Source organism: Streptomyces sp. NPDC056347 (assembly GCF_042262625.1).
GTDB lineage: Bacteria > Actinomycetota > Actinomycetes > Streptomycetales > Streptomycetaceae > Streptomyces.
On the sequence record NZ_JBHJQP010000167.1, the window covers coordinates 1 to 17,317 of the forward strand.

General features: G+C 66.2%; 19 protein-coding genes. 10 read left to right on the forward strand and 9 right to left on the reverse strand.

What is annotated here, in order from left to right; all coding sequences use genetic code 11:
* The first annotated feature begins 422 nt into the window (after nt 1-422).
* Nucleotides 423-614: a hypothetical protein gene (locus tag ACFCV8_RS29240; RefSeq protein WP_376688472.1), complete on the forward strand. Its 192-nt coding sequence runs from the start codon at nt 423-425 to the stop codon at nt 612-614.
* A gap of 112 nt (nt 615-726) precedes the next feature.
* Here ACFCV8_RS29240 and ACFCV8_RS29245 read toward each other — a convergent pair whose 3' ends face one another.
* The 7 genes from ACFCV8_RS29245 to tap all read right to left on the reverse strand — a co-directional run bounded on the left by ACFCV8_RS29245 (nt 727) and on the right by tap (nt 5,472).
* Nucleotides 727-987 carry a hypothetical protein gene (locus ACFCV8_RS29245; RefSeq protein WP_376688473.1) on the reverse strand — a complete coding sequence of 87 codons (261 nt, stop codon included), beginning with the start codon at nt 985-987 and terminating at the stop codon, nt 727-729.
* Nucleotides 984-1,295 (reverse strand): DUF6247 family protein, encoded by a 312-nt coding sequence (locus ACFCV8_RS29250; protein WP_376688488.1) that lies wholly within the window; start codon nt 1,293-1,295, stop codon nt 984-986. Before ACFCV8_RS29250 ends, ACFCV8_RS29245 begins: the two co-directional genes overlap by 4 nt.
* A gap of 77 nt (nt 1,296-1,372) precedes the next feature.
* A complete protein-coding gene (locus ACFCV8_RS29255; RefSeq protein WP_376688474.1) occupies nt 1,373-1,951 on the reverse strand; it encodes a hypothetical protein in 579 nt (192 codons plus the stop codon).
* A 35-nt stretch (nt 1,952-1,986) separates the two neighbouring features.
* Nucleotides 1,987-2,211, reverse strand: coding sequence for a hypothetical protein (locus ACFCV8_RS29260; RefSeq protein ID WP_376688475.1), 225 nt, complete (start codon nt 2,209-2,211; stop codon nt 1,987-1,989).
* Nucleotides 2,204-2,716, reverse strand: a complete 513-nt coding sequence (locus tag ACFCV8_RS29265; protein ID WP_376688476.1) for a hypothetical protein — start codon at nt 2,714-2,716, stop codon at nt 2,204-2,206. Before ACFCV8_RS29265 ends, ACFCV8_RS29260 begins: the two co-directional genes overlap by 8 nt.
* Before the next feature lie 14 nt (nt 2,717-2,730).
* The gene (tpg, locus tag ACFCV8_RS29270; protein WP_376688477.1) at nt 2,731-3,288 is read right to left on the reverse strand and encodes a telomere-protecting terminal protein Tpg; all 558 of its coding nucleotides are present in this window, start codon (nt 3,286-3,288) and stop codon (nt 2,731-2,733) included.
* A 3-nt stretch (nt 3,289-3,291) separates the two neighbouring features.
* Nucleotides 3,292-5,472 carry a telomere-associated protein Tap gene (tap, locus tag ACFCV8_RS29275; RefSeq protein WP_376688478.1) on the reverse strand — a complete coding sequence of 727 codons (2,181 nt, stop codon included), beginning with the start codon at nt 5,470-5,472 and terminating at the stop codon, nt 3,292-3,294.
* 134 nt (nt 5,473-5,606) lie between these two features.
* On the opposite strand from tap, the gene ACFCV8_RS29280 reads away from it, so the two are divergent.
* Entirely contained in the window at nt 5,607-7,364 is a 1,758-nt protein-coding gene (locus ACFCV8_RS29280) for a zeta toxin family protein (protein ID WP_376688479.1), read from the forward strand.
* Here ACFCV8_RS29280 and ACFCV8_RS29285 read toward each other — a convergent pair.
* Both ACFCV8_RS29285 and ACFCV8_RS29290 read right to left on the reverse strand, forming a co-directional pair.
* Entirely contained in the window at nt 7,342-7,566 is a 225-nt protein-coding gene (locus ACFCV8_RS29285; protein WP_376688480.1) for a hypothetical protein, read from the reverse strand. The two genes, ACFCV8_RS29280 and ACFCV8_RS29285, sit on opposite strands and share 23 nt — an antisense overlap.
* A 103-nt stretch (nt 7,567-7,669) precedes the next feature.
* A complete protein-coding gene (locus tag ACFCV8_RS29290; protein WP_376688481.1) occupies nt 7,670-8,698 on the reverse strand; it encodes a helix-turn-helix transcriptional regulator in 1,029 nt (342 codons plus the stop codon).
* 927 nt (nt 8,699-9,625) lie between these two features.
* On the opposite strand from ACFCV8_RS29290, the gene ACFCV8_RS29295 reads away from it, so the two are divergent.
* From ACFCV8_RS29295 to ACFCV8_RS29330, 8 genes are all read left to right on the forward strand, one after another.
* Entirely contained in the window at nt 9,626-10,930 is a 1,305-nt protein-coding gene (locus ACFCV8_RS29295; protein WP_376688482.1) for a hypothetical protein, read from the forward strand.
* 42 nt (nt 10,931-10,972) lie between these two features.
* Nucleotides 10,973-11,683: an HAD family hydrolase gene (locus ACFCV8_RS29300; protein WP_376688489.1), complete on the forward strand. Its 711-nt coding sequence runs from the start codon at nt 10,973-10,975 to the stop codon at nt 11,681-11,683.
* 15 nt (nt 11,684-11,698) lie between these two features.
* Nucleotides 11,699-12,154, forward strand: coding sequence for a discoidin domain-containing protein (locus ACFCV8_RS29305; protein ID WP_376688483.1), 456 nt, complete (start codon nt 11,699-11,701; stop codon nt 12,152-12,154).
* A gap of 63 nt (nt 12,155-12,217) precedes the next feature.
* On the forward strand, nt 12,218-12,652 hold the full coding sequence (locus ACFCV8_RS29310; RefSeq protein WP_376688484.1) for a cupin domain-containing protein: 435 nt from the start codon (nt 12,218-12,220) through the stop codon (nt 12,650-12,652).
* Nucleotide 12,653: 1 nt separating this feature from the next.
* The gene (locus tag ACFCV8_RS29315; RefSeq protein ID WP_376688490.1) at nt 12,654-13,997 is read left to right on the forward strand and encodes an aminotransferase class III-fold pyridoxal phosphate-dependent enzyme; all 1,344 of its coding nucleotides are present in this window, start codon (nt 12,654-12,656) and stop codon (nt 13,995-13,997) included.
* A 45-nt stretch (nt 13,998-14,042) separates the two neighbouring features.
* The gene (locus ACFCV8_RS29320) at nt 14,043-15,383 is read left to right on the forward strand and encodes an acetyl-CoA carboxylase biotin carboxylase subunit family protein (RefSeq protein WP_376688485.1); all 1,341 of its coding nucleotides are present in this window, start codon (nt 14,043-14,045) and stop codon (nt 15,381-15,383) included.
* A gap of 265 nt (nt 15,384-15,648) precedes the next feature.
* Nucleotides 15,649-16,764: an Ldh family oxidoreductase gene (locus tag ACFCV8_RS29325; RefSeq protein WP_376688486.1), complete on the forward strand. Its 1,116-nt coding sequence runs from the start codon at nt 15,649-15,651 to the stop codon at nt 16,762-16,764.
* A 38-nt stretch (nt 16,765-16,802) separates the two neighbouring features.
* Nucleotides 16,803-17,198, forward strand: a complete 396-nt coding sequence (locus ACFCV8_RS29330; protein WP_376688487.1) for a VOC family protein — start codon at nt 16,803-16,805, stop codon at nt 17,196-17,198.
* Nucleotides 17,199-17,317 lie beyond the last annotated feature (119 nt).

Below are 17,317 nucleotides of genomic sequence, written 5' to 3' on the forward strand. Positions count from 1 at the left end.
GGGCCGTTGTCACCAGGTGGCTATCCGAGTCAGACACAGGCAGGCGTCCACGGCTGCGCCTTACCCGAAGATCAGACGTACACGCTGAGTCACTGTTCGGCGTCTGCGGCACTTTTCGTGTGACTCCGGAGGGTGCCGGATTGGCTTTCCCGCGTCTGCGGGGTGCAGGATTCGCGCAGAGCAACCGCCGCCACTCGTCACACATTTGACGACGCGGTGGATCTCTTCGCCGGGGGAGGAGGTGTTACCCCTGGGGATGATCATTCGTGGTCTTGCACGGCAAAGGGGAGCCCCGATGCCGTACCCGAGCTTTGGCGGCGTGGGTGCGGCGGAGGACTCCCCGGAGCCACCTCAAGAGCACATCCGGACGAGAGAAATCACGAGACATGAATCCTGAAGCAACATCGCGAAACGGTACAGCAATGCGACCCGAGCCCCGCTTTGCCCGGGTGGTTCAGTGGACTCCCCCGCTTGTGGCGCTGATGGCCATGGCTGTCATCTGCCTGCTGGCCGTCCTTGGCCAGGCAGAGCAGATTCCCTCGGTGGCCTTGTTCGGTGGTGCCGTGTTCGCGGGCGGCACCATCGTGAGCGTGACGGTGAACGTCCGCCGCTGACAACCAGGTCAAGCCGCTGTACCTGATGAGCTGCGCGCTTGTAGAGCAGTGGACACACCCAGTGCCCTGCCCCAGCAGGTTGAGGGGCAGGGCACTGGGTGTGCAGGCTGATTCAGCCGAGCCAGACGATGTTCAGAACCGTCAGGCGGCGCAGCGGCCGGTTCACCCAGTAGGTGAGGGAGAGCTGGCCGACGGACGCGTAGCGCACGTCCTCGCCCTCGAGGTCCTCCGCGTTCCACTGCCGAAAGCCCCACGGGTCCGCGGCGGCAGCGCCCAGGACGTCCCACACGGTGTCTTCGACGTGCTCGGGCAGCGTGTCGAGGACCTTCGCGGCCGGAGTGGAGAAGCGGACCGCGTATGGCTGTCCGCTCACCGGTGCTTTCGCCTTCCCCGCAGCTCCGCCATGTCGATGGCCTCACTGTCGTCGTAGCCGGAGGCGACGAACGCATCGACGGCCGGGGCGTGGGCGAGTCGGCCCTGCCAGTCCTGGAGGACCTTGTACAGCCCGCCGAGGGAGAACGTCCGGCGGGACTCCTCCAAGGCGGTCGCCCACTCCTGCTCGAAGGCCGGCACCCACTGCGCGGCGCGCCGGTCGGCGCGCAGCTGGCGGAGCAGTTCGGCCGGAGCTCCCGGCGCGGGGGCGTACGGCGTGACGGGGGCGTGGTCGGGCTGCGCGCTCATCTGGTCCTCCCGGCGGGTCGTCACCTCACCGTACGCGCGCCGGGTGGCCGTGGATGCGGTCATGGGCGGATCCCCTCCTACCGGGGCAGGGCGCGGGCGACGGCCTGGGCGTGCTCGCGCAGCGGGAGGTCCTGCTTGTCCCAGGTGGCCGCCAGGTAGTTGAGGAGTTCGGCCGTCGCCCGTTCCGCGTCGCTCGGGTCGCTGATCAGCAGCCGGTCGGCGGCGTGGGCGATGTCGGCGGCCGGGGTGGCGTGCTCCTGGTCGTTGACGGGGCGGTAGCCGGCGGTCAGCGTGAGGGTGTACTCGTTGCCGGTGCGGGTGAGCGCGGTGATGGTGTTGAGGTTGAGCGGCCCGAAGGACGGCTGTTCGAGGGCGGCACGGATGAAGTGCCGGTGGTTGCCGATCGCGGCGACCACGGCGTCCCAGGCGTAGGCCACCCGCTCAGCGTCGGGGTCCGGCTCCACGGCGGCAAGCGACAGCTCGAAGCCGGTGCCGTCGGCATCGCGGAACCAGACCGTCTCGTCACCGGGCGCGGCCGGGGCGACGAAGGTGATGTGCGGGCTGGAGCGCAGCGCGTCGGCGATGCGGACAGCGTCGTGGTCGGCATCGAGTAAAGGGCTCTTGTCGCGGTCGATGGCTGCGGGTTCAGTGGGCATGCGCGCGTCTTCTTTCAGTGAGTGTTCGGGGTGGTTCACTGCCTGGGCTTCTTCGCGGGAAAGGCGCGGCCGCACACGTGCATGTCGGGCGTGCCCCAGCCGCAGAATCCGCCGTACGGGATGTCGTCGGCGGTGAGCGGGATCAGACCGGCCCAGCTCTCGCCGTGCTCCCGGCACAGCAGCACACCGCCCAGGTCAGGGTGCCGGTAGGCGACGACGTGGGACCGGGATCGTCCGGGGCTCTGGTCGGGCTCAGGCACGGGGGCGCTCCGGGCGATCGGGGCCGGCGGAGGAAGGCTGTTCGATGATGTGGCCATACCCGAACTGCGGTCGGGTGGTGTAGCGGAAGCCGGTCAGGATCGTGCCGAGGGCGGTGTTCATCGCCGCGCGGACGGTTTCGTAGCGGACGACGGCCTCGTCGTCGGTCCGGTCGGCTTCGACCATGTCGAGCGCCTGGCGGTCGAGGCGGGCGTTGGGCAGCCAGTCCACGACGACCTGGGCGTCGTCGTCGAGGTAGACCACGACGCCGCCCTGGTCCTCGTCGGTGAGCGGTTGGGGCGGAGCGACGTGCAGGCCGGCGGTGGCCAGGTCGAGCCGTACCTGTTCAAGGAGCAGCTCGGGGGCGAGAGGGGGAAGTTCATCGGCCAGGTCGAGGAGGGTGGCCGCTTCCTCCTCCTGGCGCTGGTAGTCGTCGGCGGCCCGACGGTTCGCCGCCCACTCGGATTCGTTCTGCGGGTCCGGATACGGGTAATTGATGCTCGCCATAGAAGGCTCCGAATTTAGTAATCGAGATCCAGGTAGTCGATGTTCTTCATTTCGACTTCGTGGAGGTCTCCTGCGCGGCGTCCGCCGTCCTGAAAATACACTTCCCTGAATCCCTCGGCGATGATTTCACGCAACTTCTGGTCGCTGGACCCTTCGTCTCGGGCGTCGAACAGGCGGCGCGCGTAGGCCGCGGGGAGGTGGACGGTCAGCCGGCGCATCCGCGGTTCGTCGGTCGATCCTCCGGCGGCCTTGTAGCCGAAGGACGCCCGGGTCTCCACGGTGATCCCGCCGCTGCTGGCCGCCTGCTTCCGCCGGCGTCGGCGCACCTGGGGCTGCCAGCGGGAGCGGACGGCACCGTCGATCTTCTTGGCGATGTGCTTGGGCGGGTTCTTGCGGGCGCCGCGCCGGTAGCGGTTGACGGAGTCGGCGGTGATGCCGAGCTCCTGGGCGACGGCCTTGGAGGTGCCCAGTTGCTTGAGCAGGTAGTTGATCTGGGCTTTGAGGGTCTTGGGCGGCTGGCGGGTGAACGCTTCCCGTTCGGCGCGCTCGATGGCGTTCTCGATCTCTCGCACGGTCTACTCCCCTTCGTCCAGCTCTGCGTTGCCGCCCTTGATGAGGCTGGCGGGGTTGTGGCCCTTCTCCATCACGTCGACCGCCCACATCATCGACTGGACGCCTTCCAGCTTCGCCAGGCCGGGGGTCGGCCCGAGGCGGAATCCGCCCGGCTGCGGCTTGCCGCTGGCGGCGTACGGCAGGAAGTCGAGCGGGCTGGCGCCGGGGCTCGGGTAGACGACGCAGTCGGAGAGCACCGCGAGCGGGTAGAGGCCCGTCAGCTTCACCATGTTGGCGAGCTTGCGGTGCATGTTGACCCGAGCCTTGCTGATGACGGCGGCGCGGATGTCGGGGCGCCAGGTGGGGCGCTGCATGCCGGGCCACGGGTCGCCGGGCTTGTGGTTCTTGCCCTGCGGGTTCTCGAACAGCTTGCCGATGCCGCCCTTGATGGTGCCCTTGATCGCGGCGAGCACGGCGGTCAAAGCGGGGTCGACGTCCTTGTGCCGGGCCATTGCCCCGAGGAACTCCGGGTCGGTCAGGTCCTTGGTGACGCCCATGTCGGCGAGGGTGTCGACGTAGGCGGTCTTGAGCCGGTCGTGCCAGGGGTCGAGGTACGCGCCGGTCTCGCGGCGCAGGTACGCCTCCAGGATCTCGACGTTGTAGCCGAGCTCCTGGGCGTAGGCGACGGTGTGCGTCTGGTACCAGGCCGGGCCGGTCGGGTGCTCGCCGGACGGGGTGAACGGTGAGGGCAGGCGTGGGTCGATCTCTACGTGGGACAGGTCGACCAGCCAGGAGCCGGGGATCTTCGGGTTGAACTTCGGGGCGTGGAAGTGGTCGGGGGCGCTGAGGCCGACGACCAGGCGGGCCGCGGCGGCGAGGAAGGCGGTGTTGAGGTCGAGGCCGATCGCGTAGGGCAGGGTGCACTCCTCATCGCTGAGGAGCTCCACCGGGCGCACCCAGTTGTACGCCTCTTCGTGGAGGAAGCCGCCGTCCCAGCCGGAGTGGAAGACGGCCGGGTGTTCGGGCTGGCCCTCCGGCGGTGCCGGGTCCATCGCCTCGGTGCCGAGCGAGCCGGGGTTGGGGCCGCTCACCCAGTTGCCGGTCTCCTCGTCGCGTACCGGGCGGGTCGGCGGGCGCAGTGCGGTCATCAGCTCCAGGCCGGAGACGGCGGTGCTGCCGCGCGGGGTGGCCACCCGCTGGGCGTAGATGCCCAGGACCCGGGCGATGTCGGCCGGTTCCATGTCCGTGACGCCGGGCCAGGAGCGCTCATCGAGTGCGTCCCAGGGCAGGATCGCGAGCTGCACGCACTGGCGCTGGGCGCCTTGTGCTTTGCGGTAGATGCGGGCCCACGGCCCGAATCCCCTTTGGGTGAGCTGCCACTTGGCCTTGATGATCTGCTTGACGACCGGGTGGTCCTCCTCCAGGCGCAGCCCGCGGCGGTCCTCCAGGCGCTCGGGGAGCCCGAACTTCGCGGCCGCGGCCGCCGTGAGGACGATCAGCGGGTCGGAGTCCTTGCCGTTGCGGTGGAGCTTCGGCGCGCCGAGGCCGGCCTCGCGCAGCGTCCACTCCACCAGCTCCACGACCGTGGTCGCCGGGCAGTCCAGCACGATCCCGTCGACGCCGTACGCGGAGCCGTCGGCGTCCAGCACGGCGAGCGGGCCGTGCGGGAAGCGCGGGTCGACCGCAGGCGCGGCGGCCCTCTTCGCGGCTGGGCGCCGCGAAGATGTTGCCGGGCGTCCGGCCGCGGCCGCGGCCGGGCGGGCGGGTCGTGCGGGGGCGGCCGGAGCGGCGGGAGCGGCGGGAGCCTCCACGGGGCCGGCGGGCCGCTGCTGGCCCTCCGTCGGCTCCGCGGGCGTTGCTGTCCGCTCGGGCGTCATCGGCTTCGCTGTCCCGGCCAGTGCCACCTGCTTCTGCTGCGACGCCCATTGCCCTGTCGGGATGGGCTGGCTCTGCGGCGGGTACTTCTTTGCCCAGCCCTCCAGGAGCCGCTGGTACGCCGCCAGGCGTGCGCCGGTCGGTTCGCTGCGGCCGTTCTCCCAGTTCTTGATGCTCTGCGTCGACTTCAGCTTCAGGGCCTGTGCGAGGCGTGCCTGCGTGATGCCGGCGGCCTCGCGCAGGCGGGCGCGTTCCGCCGGGGGCGGGAGCTGGGGCTCTTCGTCCAGCAGGGCGTCGATGGACGCGAACAGTTCCTCTTCGGATGCCATGTCGGTACCTCCAGCCTGAACAGTAGCAGGTTTTATCTCAATCTTTCACTCGAACATTTAACCCTTTCGGATACCCTGTTAGGGTGGTGGCAACAGGGCATGGAAACCATGAACAGCCGCTCAGAGAGGGCCAGTTGGAAGCACACGTCGCCTCGGCGGTACTGAGCGAGGAAGAGCACGAGGACGTACTGCACCGGCTGATCCTTCCGGCAGCGACCAAGAGGGCCGTGCGGCAGGACCGGCCGGTGGTGGTGGTCGTCGGCGGCCCGCCCGGGGCGGGGAAGACGGCGGTCGCCGACCTGGTCCAGGCGGCCCTGGATCGCCGGGGCGGCGCCGTGCGGATCGGCCGCGATCTCTACAAGGCGGCCCACCGCCACTACCCCGCCCTCCTTGAGGCGGACACGCGTACCGCTGGCGCCGGGGTCCGCCCGGACACGAGCCGCTGGCAGGCCGAGGTCGAGGAGCATGTCCGGGCGCGCGGGTTCGACGCGGTGGTCGAGTCCGCGCTCGCCGCCCCGGACGAGGCCCGCGCCCTGGCGGCCGCGTACCGGCGCTCGGGCTACCGGATCGAGGTCGTGGCGGTCGCGACCGCCGAGGCCCTGGCCCAGCTCGGCGTCCTGGGCCGCTTCCTCACCGACGGGTTCCGGTACGTGTCGTGGGAGAACCAGGACACGTGCACGGCCGGGATGCTGCGGACACTCGCGGTGATCGAGGCGGAGCTCCTCGCGGACCGGGTGGGCGTGGTGCGGCGGGGAATGGAGCCGCTGTACGACAACGAAGTCACCCGCGAAGGCGTCTGGTCCCGGCCGTCGGCAGCGGCCAGGGTGACCAGAACGGAGCATCTGCGCCCGTGGTCCGCGCCGCAGACCCGCAGCTTCCGTCGGGACCTGACACGCGCGGAGGTCCTGGTTCACGACGAGCGGCTGCCAGAGGATGCGAGGCTGGCGGTGTCGCGGGACGCGGAGCGGGCTGCTGCCGCCGCCGAGCCGGTGCGCCGGATCGCGCAGCCGCTGCCCGGTCCGCCCGGAACCGGCTACCACCGCCTCAACAGGGCCGAGCACCGGTGGATCTTCGACGAGCTCATCGCCCCGGCCCACCTGCGGCGCGCGTCGTCCCGCCCGGACCCGGTCGTCGTCTACGTGGTCGGGGAGCCGGGTGCCGGGCAGCTGACGGCGGGCCGGGTGATCCGGCAGGCGATGCGCCAGCGCCCCGTACGGATCGAGCCGGACCGCCTGCGCGGCGCGCACCCGGACCACTTCCAGCTCGTCACCGACAGCCCCCGCACCGCCGACGAACTGGTCCGTCCCGACGCGGAGGCGTGGCAGGCCGAGGCCGAGGCATACGTTCGCGAGCGGCGCGGCGACGTCACCATCGAGGCCAACTACCTCACAGTCGACGACTTCCGTCTCAGCGCGGCCCGGTTCGCGCGGGCCCGCTACCGGATCGAGGTGGTCGCCCTCGCGGGCCGGGCGGCCGACACCCGGCAGAGCACGGTCATCCGGCACGCCCGCGCCATGAACCTCGGCGTCATGACCGCGCTGGCGACCCCGGCGGTGCACGACCGTGCCTGCCGGGCGGCCGCCGGGATCGTGGCGGCCGCGGCCGCCGACCCGGATATCGCCGCCGTCACCGTGCTCGACGCCGACCTGCGGGCGCTCGGCCGCGACCATGCGGCACCGTGGACGCTGACCGCCGAGCGCCTGCGCCCCTACACCGGGCAGGAGGCCGCCCGCTTCCACTCCGTCCAGCGGGCCCTGCGCCGGGTGCTGCCGAGGATGCGCGAGGAACTGGGCGGCATCGCGGCTCAGGCCCGGCCGCTGATGCCCGCCCGCTGGCAGGTCCGGCCGGTGCCCGCCCGGCCCCTGCTGCTCAGGACTCCGTTAGCTCCTTGAGGCGGGCGGCGTACAGGCGGGCGATCTGCACGGTCTCGTCCGCGTCGGCGTCCTCCAGCCGGTCCAGGTCATCGACGGCCCGGTCCCGGCCGGTGCGCCACGCGGCGACCCGGTCCGGATCGACCCCGCCGGTCCGGATCGACCCCGCCGGTCCGGGCTTCGAAGAGGCGGGCCTCGTACCAGCTGAGGACCCGCGCGGCACGGTGCGGGCGGGTATGAGTGCCCAGCGGCGGGTCGGAGGCTGGGGTAGGGGTCACGGGCGTCCAGCCCACTCCTCCGCGTTCAAGTCGGACTTTCTCCCGTTTTCAGACCCATCCGCGCTCGCGTGCCAGCAGAGCAGCCTGAAACCGGTTCGAGGCCCCCAACAGCTGCATGATCGACGCCACGTGTTTGCGGTAGGTGCGGACTGCGATGCCAAGCTCCCTGGCCCCGATCTCATCCTTTTCTGCTGTGCAGAGGGAATGCAGAATTTCACGTTGCAGAGCGTTTGCTAGGCCATTTTCCGTCTCACCCACGTCGTCCGTTGCGGGCAGGTCGTGCGCTGTCTGCCACATGCGTTCGAAGAGCGAGACCAGCGCGGCAACCAGTCCCGGGTCTCGGGTTAGAATCGCTCCTTTAGTTGTGTGCGCCGGATCGATTGGAGTTAGTGCGGCAGCCCGGTCACAGATAATGAGGCGCTCAATTGGCTCGTAAGAGATCCTGATTTTTGCTCCCTTCGAGGTAAGTTCGCGCAGGTAATCCATCGTGTTTGGGTCTTCGAGCGCCTGAGCGCCCATGAGGGTGCGCATGTGGACGTTACGGCGCAAGATACGGCTGTCCATGAGGCGTGCGTGACTTATGCTTTCCTCGCTCAGGACACCAACAGGGCTCGTCGTAAGACTCTCTGTTCGGGTGAAGAAGGTTAGCTCGTCGATGGCTGCTCGCACTGAGGCCATTCCTTTGATGTGTCGTGTGGTGCCAGCAGTGTGGAGAGGTTGAGAGCTAGCCCCTAGGGACTTTTCGTGTTCTCCAAGCAGTGAGTCAACGATGCCGCTGCTGGATACCTCGTCTTCCATCTGGTCCCGGAGCCCGCTCACTCTGCTTTCCACGAGCGCCTCCACAGCCTTTGCTGGTGACACGGGAGCGAGGAGTCCGCCCGGAGTTTCAGTTGCTAGGCCCAGTTCAATGAGCCGGCGGTGGGCATCCTGCGGATCCAGTGCAGCGTCGCCTTGCACGTCCTCTTCCAGGTGGCGAGTTAGATCCGCTTGGCTGAACCCTCCCCGGCGTAACAGGAGTCTGTAGGTCTCTTCGTCATCGGGCCCAACGCCCAGGAACCTCAAGTTCGCCAAAGCCACTGCCCCCCTACCCCCTTGCGCATATGCCACAGGCGTACCCCAGCGTGCTAGGAACCTTGTCACCTTACGGGGCAGTAGCACCGACATGGAATGGGACGTGACCGCAGCACGCACCTAATGTCCGAATTGTAAATTATGAACTTTTCGCCCTTGTATCACCTTAAATTCTGTCGAGCAGCGTCAGGCGCTTGGTCACAAACTGACTGTGCTTGCGTGCAGTAAGTGGCACCGAGAGGGTGCAGGAAGCTGAGTACTTGGCCTATCGATTGCCGGGTCGATCCAGGACAGAATTTACCTCAGAAGGAAGCACCCGAGCATCATGCGAAACTGAGGATAAGTAATATGCGAAGAGAAGATCTCGCCCCTGCTAAGCTCACCCGGATGGCAATTCGTATTTCCATCGTCTCGGTAGCCGGTGCAGCCGCTCTTGTGCTCCTCGGAGCTGGCGTCACGCAGGCGACGGAGACTGACTGGCCCGCACCCGTGTCTACAACCGCTGAGGATGTAAACGACTGGGGGTAAACCCCAAAAATAGCCTCGCCTGGTGACTTTAGGAAACCATCATATCCACCACGTATCGATTGCGGATTGGCGGACCAGTCGGGGCTGCACCCGAGACTGCCGCAGTACGGCTGATTGCCAGCCTTCCTCTTCAGTGGAAAGCAGTCTTGATCAGCTATACCGACGCCACCGTCGTCATTGACATTATGCCGCCAAGCGGTGTTCACCCCGACGATTTGTCAGAGGTCGTGGATTTCGTCTTAGCTATGCCAGCGCTCCACGGATGGGTTCGCGTCGGAAAAATTGGCCTTTACCTAGATGGTGCTTGCTGAGTAAATCGCATCCATGTGCCGAAGACGCATCCTTGAGGTCGGCATCAGCACAAGTACCATTGCACAGGCATCGAAAAGCATCGCTGGGGGAGATATGGAAGTCGCGACAGGCGGGAAGAGCCTCATACTCGGTTGTGCATCTACAGGCGCCAAGTTCACGCCTGGGAACCACCGTGCCACAGGTAACGCGCTCCTGGATCAGATTAGCAGCGGCACTACAATCAAGAACTCTCAGCTTGCCTTGATTGCCGAGGCCGAAGCTCTGTACGGCATGGGATGCCGCTACTACCACTACCACGCGAGAAACCCTCACACGCACGAGCAGTCAACCAGCAACGATATCTACCAGCAGATCAGCCGGCCACTGCAGCGTCGCTGCAAGGAGATGTTGCTCAGCTTCGGAGCGAGCCGTAACGGCCCCGAAGTGCGAGAAAGCATTCAGCGTTTCGGCGAATGGGAGCGAATCAGCCAGAGCAGTCTTCCTCTGCATCTCGGCGGAGCCCACTTCGTCACAGTTCAAGCTGCCGTGGAACTGCAGTTGATGTGCGAGGCAGAACGTCAGTACGGAGACCTCGACCTCGACTTAATCGACAGCGAAAGCTTCTGTAAGATCGTCGCTGAGTACCGACCATCCGATCGGCTCACCACGACCAGCCTCGAAACGTACTCCACGAGCAATGGGGCGGACTATGGCCGGACCTCGCCCCTTATCCAGTTCGAGGTGTATCGAAGTGCGGTGAAGGCCCGCCAGCGGCTTGGTCTCTTCCATGAAGTGGAATGGGTGCAGTTCCCACGCAGTTACGCAATGACCCGATATGCGGTGGAGCACCCGAAGATCCGGCTCGGTGGAAGCGGCCAGTTGAACATCACCCTTCTGTTCGGATTCTCGCCGCGCTTGCCTTATCCCAAGAGCTACGGCGAGTTCAAAAAGGTGGTGGATGCTGCTCGTAAACTCGAGTACGACCTTGCTGCGCCTGGCATCAAGAAGCGCCACGTGACCATCACCGTGGGCGCCGCTGTGCTGCCTGAGCAGGCCGGCCAGCACATAACTCGCCTGGATGTGGGGGCCTTGAGCGGCCATCCGGCGTGTGCGCTGCGGCGCCTGGCGACCTATGCCGCGCAGCCGGATAGCGGCGTCGATGTACTCCGCTTCGGTATGGAGGACACGCCGTACGCCGTAGACGTACAGGGAAACCTGCGTCTGGCAGACAACGCCGACCTCGCCGAGATTGTGATCAATGAGATCACTATGAACGGTGCGCGGGTCGAAACGGATCACGATGTCATCTTCGACCGGATGGGGTTGAACTGGGTTCGTCAGAACCTGTTCTTCGAAGAGCGTCAGCGTCCCCTCGGGCAGCCGAATCTCTCTTCCGACATCTCGCTGCAGACCGTCTGATTCGAATTCTCGCATTTCGATCAACTAAAGGGAGGGATCTCTATTAACGTCTATCAAGGGGTCTGCTTTGACCTTTTTTCGACGCTGGTACACCGGACGCCGGGCAATCCATTCTTTCGTGACGTCGCGAAAGACTTGGGGCTCAATCTCGACTCCTGGAAGTCGTCCTACGACAAACTCCACGACGAGACCATGGAAGGGGTCGTCCCGGGAATAGTCGAGCGCATATCTCTATCTGCGAAATCGACAGGAGTTAATCTCTCATCAGATGCCATACGTGCGGTGGTGGAGCGCCACTTCCCCAGCATGGTGGCCGGCTTCGAAGTCGATTCGCAGTCGGTGCCACTCCTCAAGCACCTACGTGACCAGGGATTCGCTCTTGCCCTGGTATCGAACGCCTCCGACCATGCGGAATGGATCTTCGACCGCCTCGGGCTGGGTGAGTACTTCGATGTCACGGTGTTCTCTCACCGAGTGAGGCGACTCAAGCCGCACCCGGACATCTACCTTCGTGCCACCGACCAACTCGGGGTTTCCGGCACCTCCTGCGCCTTCGTCGGCGACGGACAGCATCACGAACTCGGCGGAGCCAGGCGGGTGGGAATGACGAGCATCCTCATCGACCGGCACCTGTCACACACCGAATCGGCTCGAGGCGAGGCAGACATCGTCGTCGACGACCTGGCCGAGATTCCGGACGTTCTCGACAAGCTGAGTGCCGAACGGCGCGCTCGGCTTACGAACCAGAACTAGAAGGGGCACAACGACATGACTGCTGACCAGCTGCGGGTCATCGACGGCTGCTACGTGACGGATTCGTCCGGCTGTCACCGCTATGACTTCTGGAATGAGCAGGCGCTCTTCGACGGGAACCCGCACACCGGTTGGGGCTCGCTCAGCCGCAACGAACCACACGTCGAGTATCTCGACATCGACCTCGGCAGCATTCGAGTCCCTGTCAAGATCCGGCTGCAGCGCCGCGCCGTGCCCGTGATCCGCACGGGCTTCCCCGGCACCGTGCGAGTGGTCGCCTACCCCGAGCAGGGCGGCGAGAAGACGATTCTGGAGGCGGACGGCATCTCTGTTGCGGCCGGGGAATGGTTTGAGGCCGACCTAGAGCCCATCGCGACCCGAAAGATCCGCGTGGAGACCGACGGAGTCGAGATCCGTCCCAGCGGCAAGTTCTTCACTCAGATCATGCAGATGCAGTTCCTCGAGGCCTGAGCTGCCCTGCCGGCGCTCAAAAACAGCACCTGTAGAACCCACTTCTCAGAAGGGCAATGATCCATGCGTATTCGATCCATCACGGTGCCGACAGAACCCTGCCACGACTCGGTGGCCCGCAAGCTGGGGCTGTGGTCAAGCGAACACATGCAGGCTGCTGCCTGGCGCCTCAACCCCGGCCAGGACATTTCGGCGCGCATGCACCCGCAGGCAGACGGGCTGATTGTGGTCCTCGAGGGCCAGGGCGAGTTCCAGACCTTCGACACCGAAGAGCCCGAAGCAGCCGGCTCCTACGTGCCGTCGGCACACTACCCCCTAGACGCGCCGCCGAAGCGGCCGCTGCCCGAGCCGAACCGCTACGAGGTCGGCCCCGGAACTATTAGTCTCGCGCCGGCCGGCCTCTACTACGGCCTGGTCAACACCGGCGACGAGCAGCTGGTCGCGGTGTCGGTCACCGCCTCGGACACCAGTGGTACCGCCTGGACGGTCCGTGGCTGACATGGCGGCGCTGACCAGCACAGACACGAGTCGGCCGCCTGGCCCCTCTCACGACGTCGAGTCCGATGCCTGGGTACTCGAAACGCTGCGACGTTACGAGCCCGCCACGATGCACACACAGCACCCAGTCGTATGGGAACGTGCCAGCGGCAGCCGTGTCTTTGCTAAGGACGGCCGGTACTGGATCGACTGGACCAGTGGCATTCTGACTGCCAACGTCGGACACGCACGCACCGAAGTAGTCGACGCGATCACCAGTCAGGCACAGCAGGGCCTGCTTCACGCCTACATGTTCCCCACCCGTGTGCGGGCTCGTACCGTGCGAGCACTGTCAGAGCTCTCCGGCTTCGCGCAGTCGGTCCTGTACACGACGGGCGCCGAGGCAGTCGAAGGCGCACTGAAGATCTCTAGTCGGTATGCGATGGCGCGCAGCGCTACACAACCTCGCACGCGCCCCAGGGTGATCGTTACGTTCCATGGCTCCTTCCACGGCCGGACTCTCGGAGCCCAGCTTGCCGGCGGACTGCCGGCACAGCGGGACTGGGCGCCTGCCCTGGACGACATCTTCGTCCGTGTGCCGTATCCGGCGCGGGGGGAGGTATGGAGCACACAGGACATCGAGAAGGCGCTGCTTGAAGTGGGAGCTCGTCCCGAAGACGTCAGTTGCGTGATGGGCGAGATCTATCAAGGGTCCACCCTGCGCCAGATCGATCCTCTGTCCGCTCAGTCCCTACGCGAGTGGTGCAGCCAGTACGGGGCGCTGCTCATCTTCGACGAGATCCAGTCAGGCTTCGGCCGCACCGGTGCGCTCTTCGCATACGAGCACATCGGGGTGCGACCGGATTTGCTGCTGGTGGCCAAGGGGCTCTCCGGCTCGTTGCCCATCTCGGCCGTCCTGATCGGTGACCCGGAGTTCACACGAGATGTCCGGCCGGGTGAGCTGACCAGCACGCACAGCGGTAACCCCATCTCGCTCGCGGCGGCAGAGGCCAACCTTGCGCTCTTCGCCGACGGCACCCTTGTGGCCGAAGCTGCGCGCCGTGGGAAGCAGCTGACTGACGGGCTCGCGGACTGGGTATCCCTCCTGCCGGGGCGCCGCCGAATCATAGGCACGATGGGCATGATCGCTGGTGTTGCGTGCACCAACGAGGACGGCACGCTCGACCCGCAGTCCTCCCAGCGACTGGCGGCGGAGTGCATCGAGCGCGGACTCCTGGTGTGTGTTCCCTCCACGATGGGCGGCGCCATGCTCAAGATCATGCCGCCGGTCACGACTTCTGCGGAAGAGATGGCCGAGGCACTGGCCAGGTTCGCCGCGGCCGCCGATGCCGTCCAACTCGGCTGACGCCAAGATCTCCCCTGCCGATTCCAAGAAAGGGCATGTGACCCCGTGGGTGCAGCCGCAAAGCAGCCAGCAGTTATCGTCTTCAGCGACCTGTCGAAGATCGGACCGTCCCTGACCGAGCTGCGCAAGCGCGGTCTAGGAGTTCTGGCCATCTCCCAGAGGCAGGGATCGGCCATGGTGCAGAAGGGCATCGAGCTTCTCGGCACGCCGAACGGCCCTTTCGCCGACCTCACCGACGTCAGTCTGCGTGACTACCAGGACATCAGCGGCATAGCCGACCAGGTATCTGTGTGGGCGCAGGAGCACGACGTACGCGGAGTGCTCGTCAACGCCGAGGTGTACGTGGATGCCGGCCAGATTGTCGCCGACATGCTCGGCTTGCCCAATCCCGGATGGCGCGCGTCGACAGTCTGCCGAAACAAGCTTCTGCAGCGCCGCTACCTGCGCCAGTGGAGCCCCGTCTCCGTGCTCGTAACAGCGCCTGAGGGCGGTTTCGAGGACACCGGCGAGGCGGCGGAGCTGGCGAAGACATACGCCGGCCCCTTCCCGGCGGCGATCAAGCCGCTCGACCGCGAATCCAGCATCGGGGTCCGGGTCGTGGAAAACACGGACGCGCTCATCGATGCCGTTGCCGAGTTGGAGCCCGGCAGCCGTTTGCTCATAGAGGAGCGAGTGCAAGGCCGCGAGTACAACGTCGACACGCTGGTCAGCAAAGGTCGTCCCATCGTTACCCTGCTGACCCAGAAGGGCACCAACGAGGACTCGACCGAGTTCTTCGTGGAGCTGATCCACACTACCCCGCCCAACAACCTGGACGAGCGCGAGAAGGACCTGATCGTCGACGCGCAGCTGGGAGTGGTGAAGCGGCTGGGGTTCGAGAACGGCTACGCCCACGCGGAGTACCGCATCACCGACGACGGCCGGGTGGCCCTGATGGAGATCGCTGCGCGGGCGCCGGGGGACGGGTGCCTGCACCTCTACCACTTGGCCACCGGCAAGCCGATCGAGCCGGCGCTCATCGACATTGCTCTGGGGCAGGACACGCAGTATCCCGCTGTGTTCCCTCGCCGAGGGAGGCAGGTCTACTTCGAGCACACACCTGGCGTTCTGCGCGATGTGAAGGTCGACGGCCTCGACGGCATCACCCCGCGGTGGCTGGCGGACACAACCGGCTTGTGGCCGGAGCTGAAGGCGGTCGAGCCGAACGCACCTGCCACGGTGCATGAGCTGTTCTCGATCAAGCCGCGCGGTTTCGAGCTGGAGCCTCTCACGGAGTCATCGAACCGCTCGGTCACCGCCATCTTCGACGCGCCGGTCGACAACGACATCGACGCTCAGGAAGCACGAGTTCGCCGAGCCGTCACCATCGTGACGGAGCCTAGGTAGCACTGATCTCTCGCCGGCGGCAGGCTCCGCCGCCGGCTCGCAATCACCTGGGGGTCTGCCCAGTACGTCACTTCGGGTTTTGACCACGCTTCAGCGGAACCGCGGCCCACGAGCCCCTTCGCGATGAGAGGCGCCCCGCCCCAGGGCAGCTGCGGTAGCCATGGCCGTCATTGACGGTCTTGCGTTACTCCACCTAGCAAAGCGGAGCTTCGGCCATTGTGGCCCCCGCTCTCTGCCATCTTTTGGGACAGACAGGAAACGCTCCATGCCACTTACCGAAAGGGACGACGGTTGGCGGCGGCTGATCGATGCCGCTGAACTGACCCGATTCGTTACCGAGGCTCTACGCGCCGCAGGGGCCCGTCAGAGCGACGCCGAGGTTACCGCGGAGGTTCTGGTCGCAGCAGATCTGGGTGGCGTCGAAAGCCACGGGGTCGCTCGCCTGCGGCGCTACGTCGAAGGACTCCGGAACGGAGACATTAACCCGCACGCCGTTCCTGAGACCGTGTCGGAGAGGGGCAGCGTCTGTGTGCTGGACGCGCACAACGGGCTGGGCCAGCCTGCCCTTCGTGAGGCAGTCGACATCGCGGTATCCCGAGCCCAGCAATTCGGGACATCCACAGTGATGGTCCGGCGATCCAACCACATGGGCATCGCCGGCTGGTTCGCCGAGCGCGCCGCCAGGGCGGGAATGCTCGCACTGGTCTCCACGAACGCGGTCCCGCAGGTGGCACCCATGGGAACCAACGAACCCATGTTCGGTACTAATCCGCTCTGCTACGCGGTGCCGACCACTACCAGCACTCTCTGCTTCGACGGTGCCACCAGCACCGTCTCACGCGGCAAACTTGAGCAGCTGGACCGTCTGGGCGAGCCAATGCTGAAGGGCTGGGCGCTGGGGCCCGACGGTCAGAACACCACCGATATCCCCGAAACCGTACAGGGACTCATCCATCGCAAGGGCTACGCCCTTCTCCCACTCGGCGGCGGTGACAAGAACTACGGCGGACACAAGGGGTCTGCCATGTCTCTGCTTGTCGAGTTGCTGTGCGGTCCACTGGCCGGCGCCCAATGGAGCCGCCACACCTATCAGAACGGCGAAGGTGGACTCGGTCACTTCGTGTTCTGCCTCAACCTTGGCGCGCTCGGCGACGCTGACACCATCCGCGCCAGAGTCGATGAGTTGGCGCAGGAGGTCAGGGCCGGCGCCCCAACCGACAACCATGCTCCCGTGCGCATCCCCGGTGAGCGGCGGCACCGGGTCACCGATATGCGGAGGGAAGGCGGCATTCCCGTCCTGCAATCCGTCGTGACCGACCTCGATGAGATAGCCGCGTTCGTCGGTATCAGCCGAGTTTCCGCTCTGACCTACGACGCCTGACCTTTTCCCTTACCCACTGCTCTTCCAGGAGGATCCCAATGAAGTACCAGCGGCTCGACCACACCGTCCTGACCGTCAACGACATCGACGCCACTGTCGACTTCTATAGCCGGGTCCTGGGCATGGAGGTCGTTACCTTCAGCATGCTCGTCAACGATCGCAAGGCCCTTCGTTTCGGCGACACGAAGATCAACTTGCACGAAGTCGGAAAGGAGATAGCGCCCCACGCCGAGAACCCCGGCCCTGGCACCGAGCACCTCTGCTTCATCGTGTCGGACCCCATCGACGAGGTCATCGCGCACCTCGAAGCTGAGAACGCCGTAATCGAGTCCGGCCCCGTCGAGCGCATCGGCGTCCTTGGCCCGATCAACAGCGTGTACATCCGTGACCCGGACGGTAACCTCCTCGAGCTCAGCAACCACATCGAACGCTGACCGGCTCCGGAGCAGGGCCTGTGGTGCGCGACGCTCACCCACGCGTCGCGCGCCCCCAGCCCCCGACCCCCCCCCCCCGCGCCCCCCGGCCCCCCCCCCGCCCCCAAAGGGTTTAATGG

Coding starts and splice junctions, on each gene's coding strand:
- ACFCV8_RS29310 (WP_376688484.1), top strand. CDS start 12,218: ATGCGTATTCGATCCATCACGGTGCCGACAGAACCCTGCCACGACTCG.
- ACFCV8_RS29265 (WP_376688476.1), bottom strand. CDS start 2,716: ATGGCGAGCATCAATTACCCGTATCCGGACCCGCAGAACGAATCCGAG.
- ACFCV8_RS29250 (WP_376688488.1), bottom strand. CDS start 1,295: ATGAGCGCGCAGCCCGACCACGCCCCCGTCACGCCGTACGCCCCCGCG.
- ACFCV8_RS29315 (WP_376688490.1), top strand. CDS start 12,654: ATGGCGGCGCTGACCAGCACAGACACGAGTCGGCCGCCTGGCCCCTCT.
- ACFCV8_RS29240 (WP_376688472.1), top strand. CDS start 423: ATGCGACCCGAGCCCCGCTTTGCCCGGGTGGTTCAGTGGACTCCCCCG.
- ACFCV8_RS29295 (WP_376688482.1), top strand. CDS start 9,626: ATGGAAGTCGCGACAGGCGGGAAGAGCCTCATACTCGGTTGTGCATCT.
- ACFCV8_RS29325 (WP_376688486.1), top strand. CDS start 15,649: ATGCCACTTACCGAAAGGGACGACGGTTGGCGGCGGCTGATCGATGCC.
- tap (WP_376688478.1), bottom strand. CDS start 5,472: ATGGCATCCGAAGAGGAACTGTTCGCGTCCATCGACGCCCTGCTGGAC.
- ACFCV8_RS29330 (WP_376688487.1), top strand. CDS start 16,803: ATGAAGTACCAGCGGCTCGACCACACCGTCCTGACCGTCAACGACATC.
- ACFCV8_RS29255 (WP_376688474.1), bottom strand. CDS start 1,951: ATGCCCACTGAACCCGCAGCCATCGACCGCGACAAGAGCCCTTTACTC.
- ACFCV8_RS29305 (WP_376688483.1), top strand. CDS start 11,699: ATGACTGCTGACCAGCTGCGGGTCATCGACGGCTGCTACGTGACGGAT.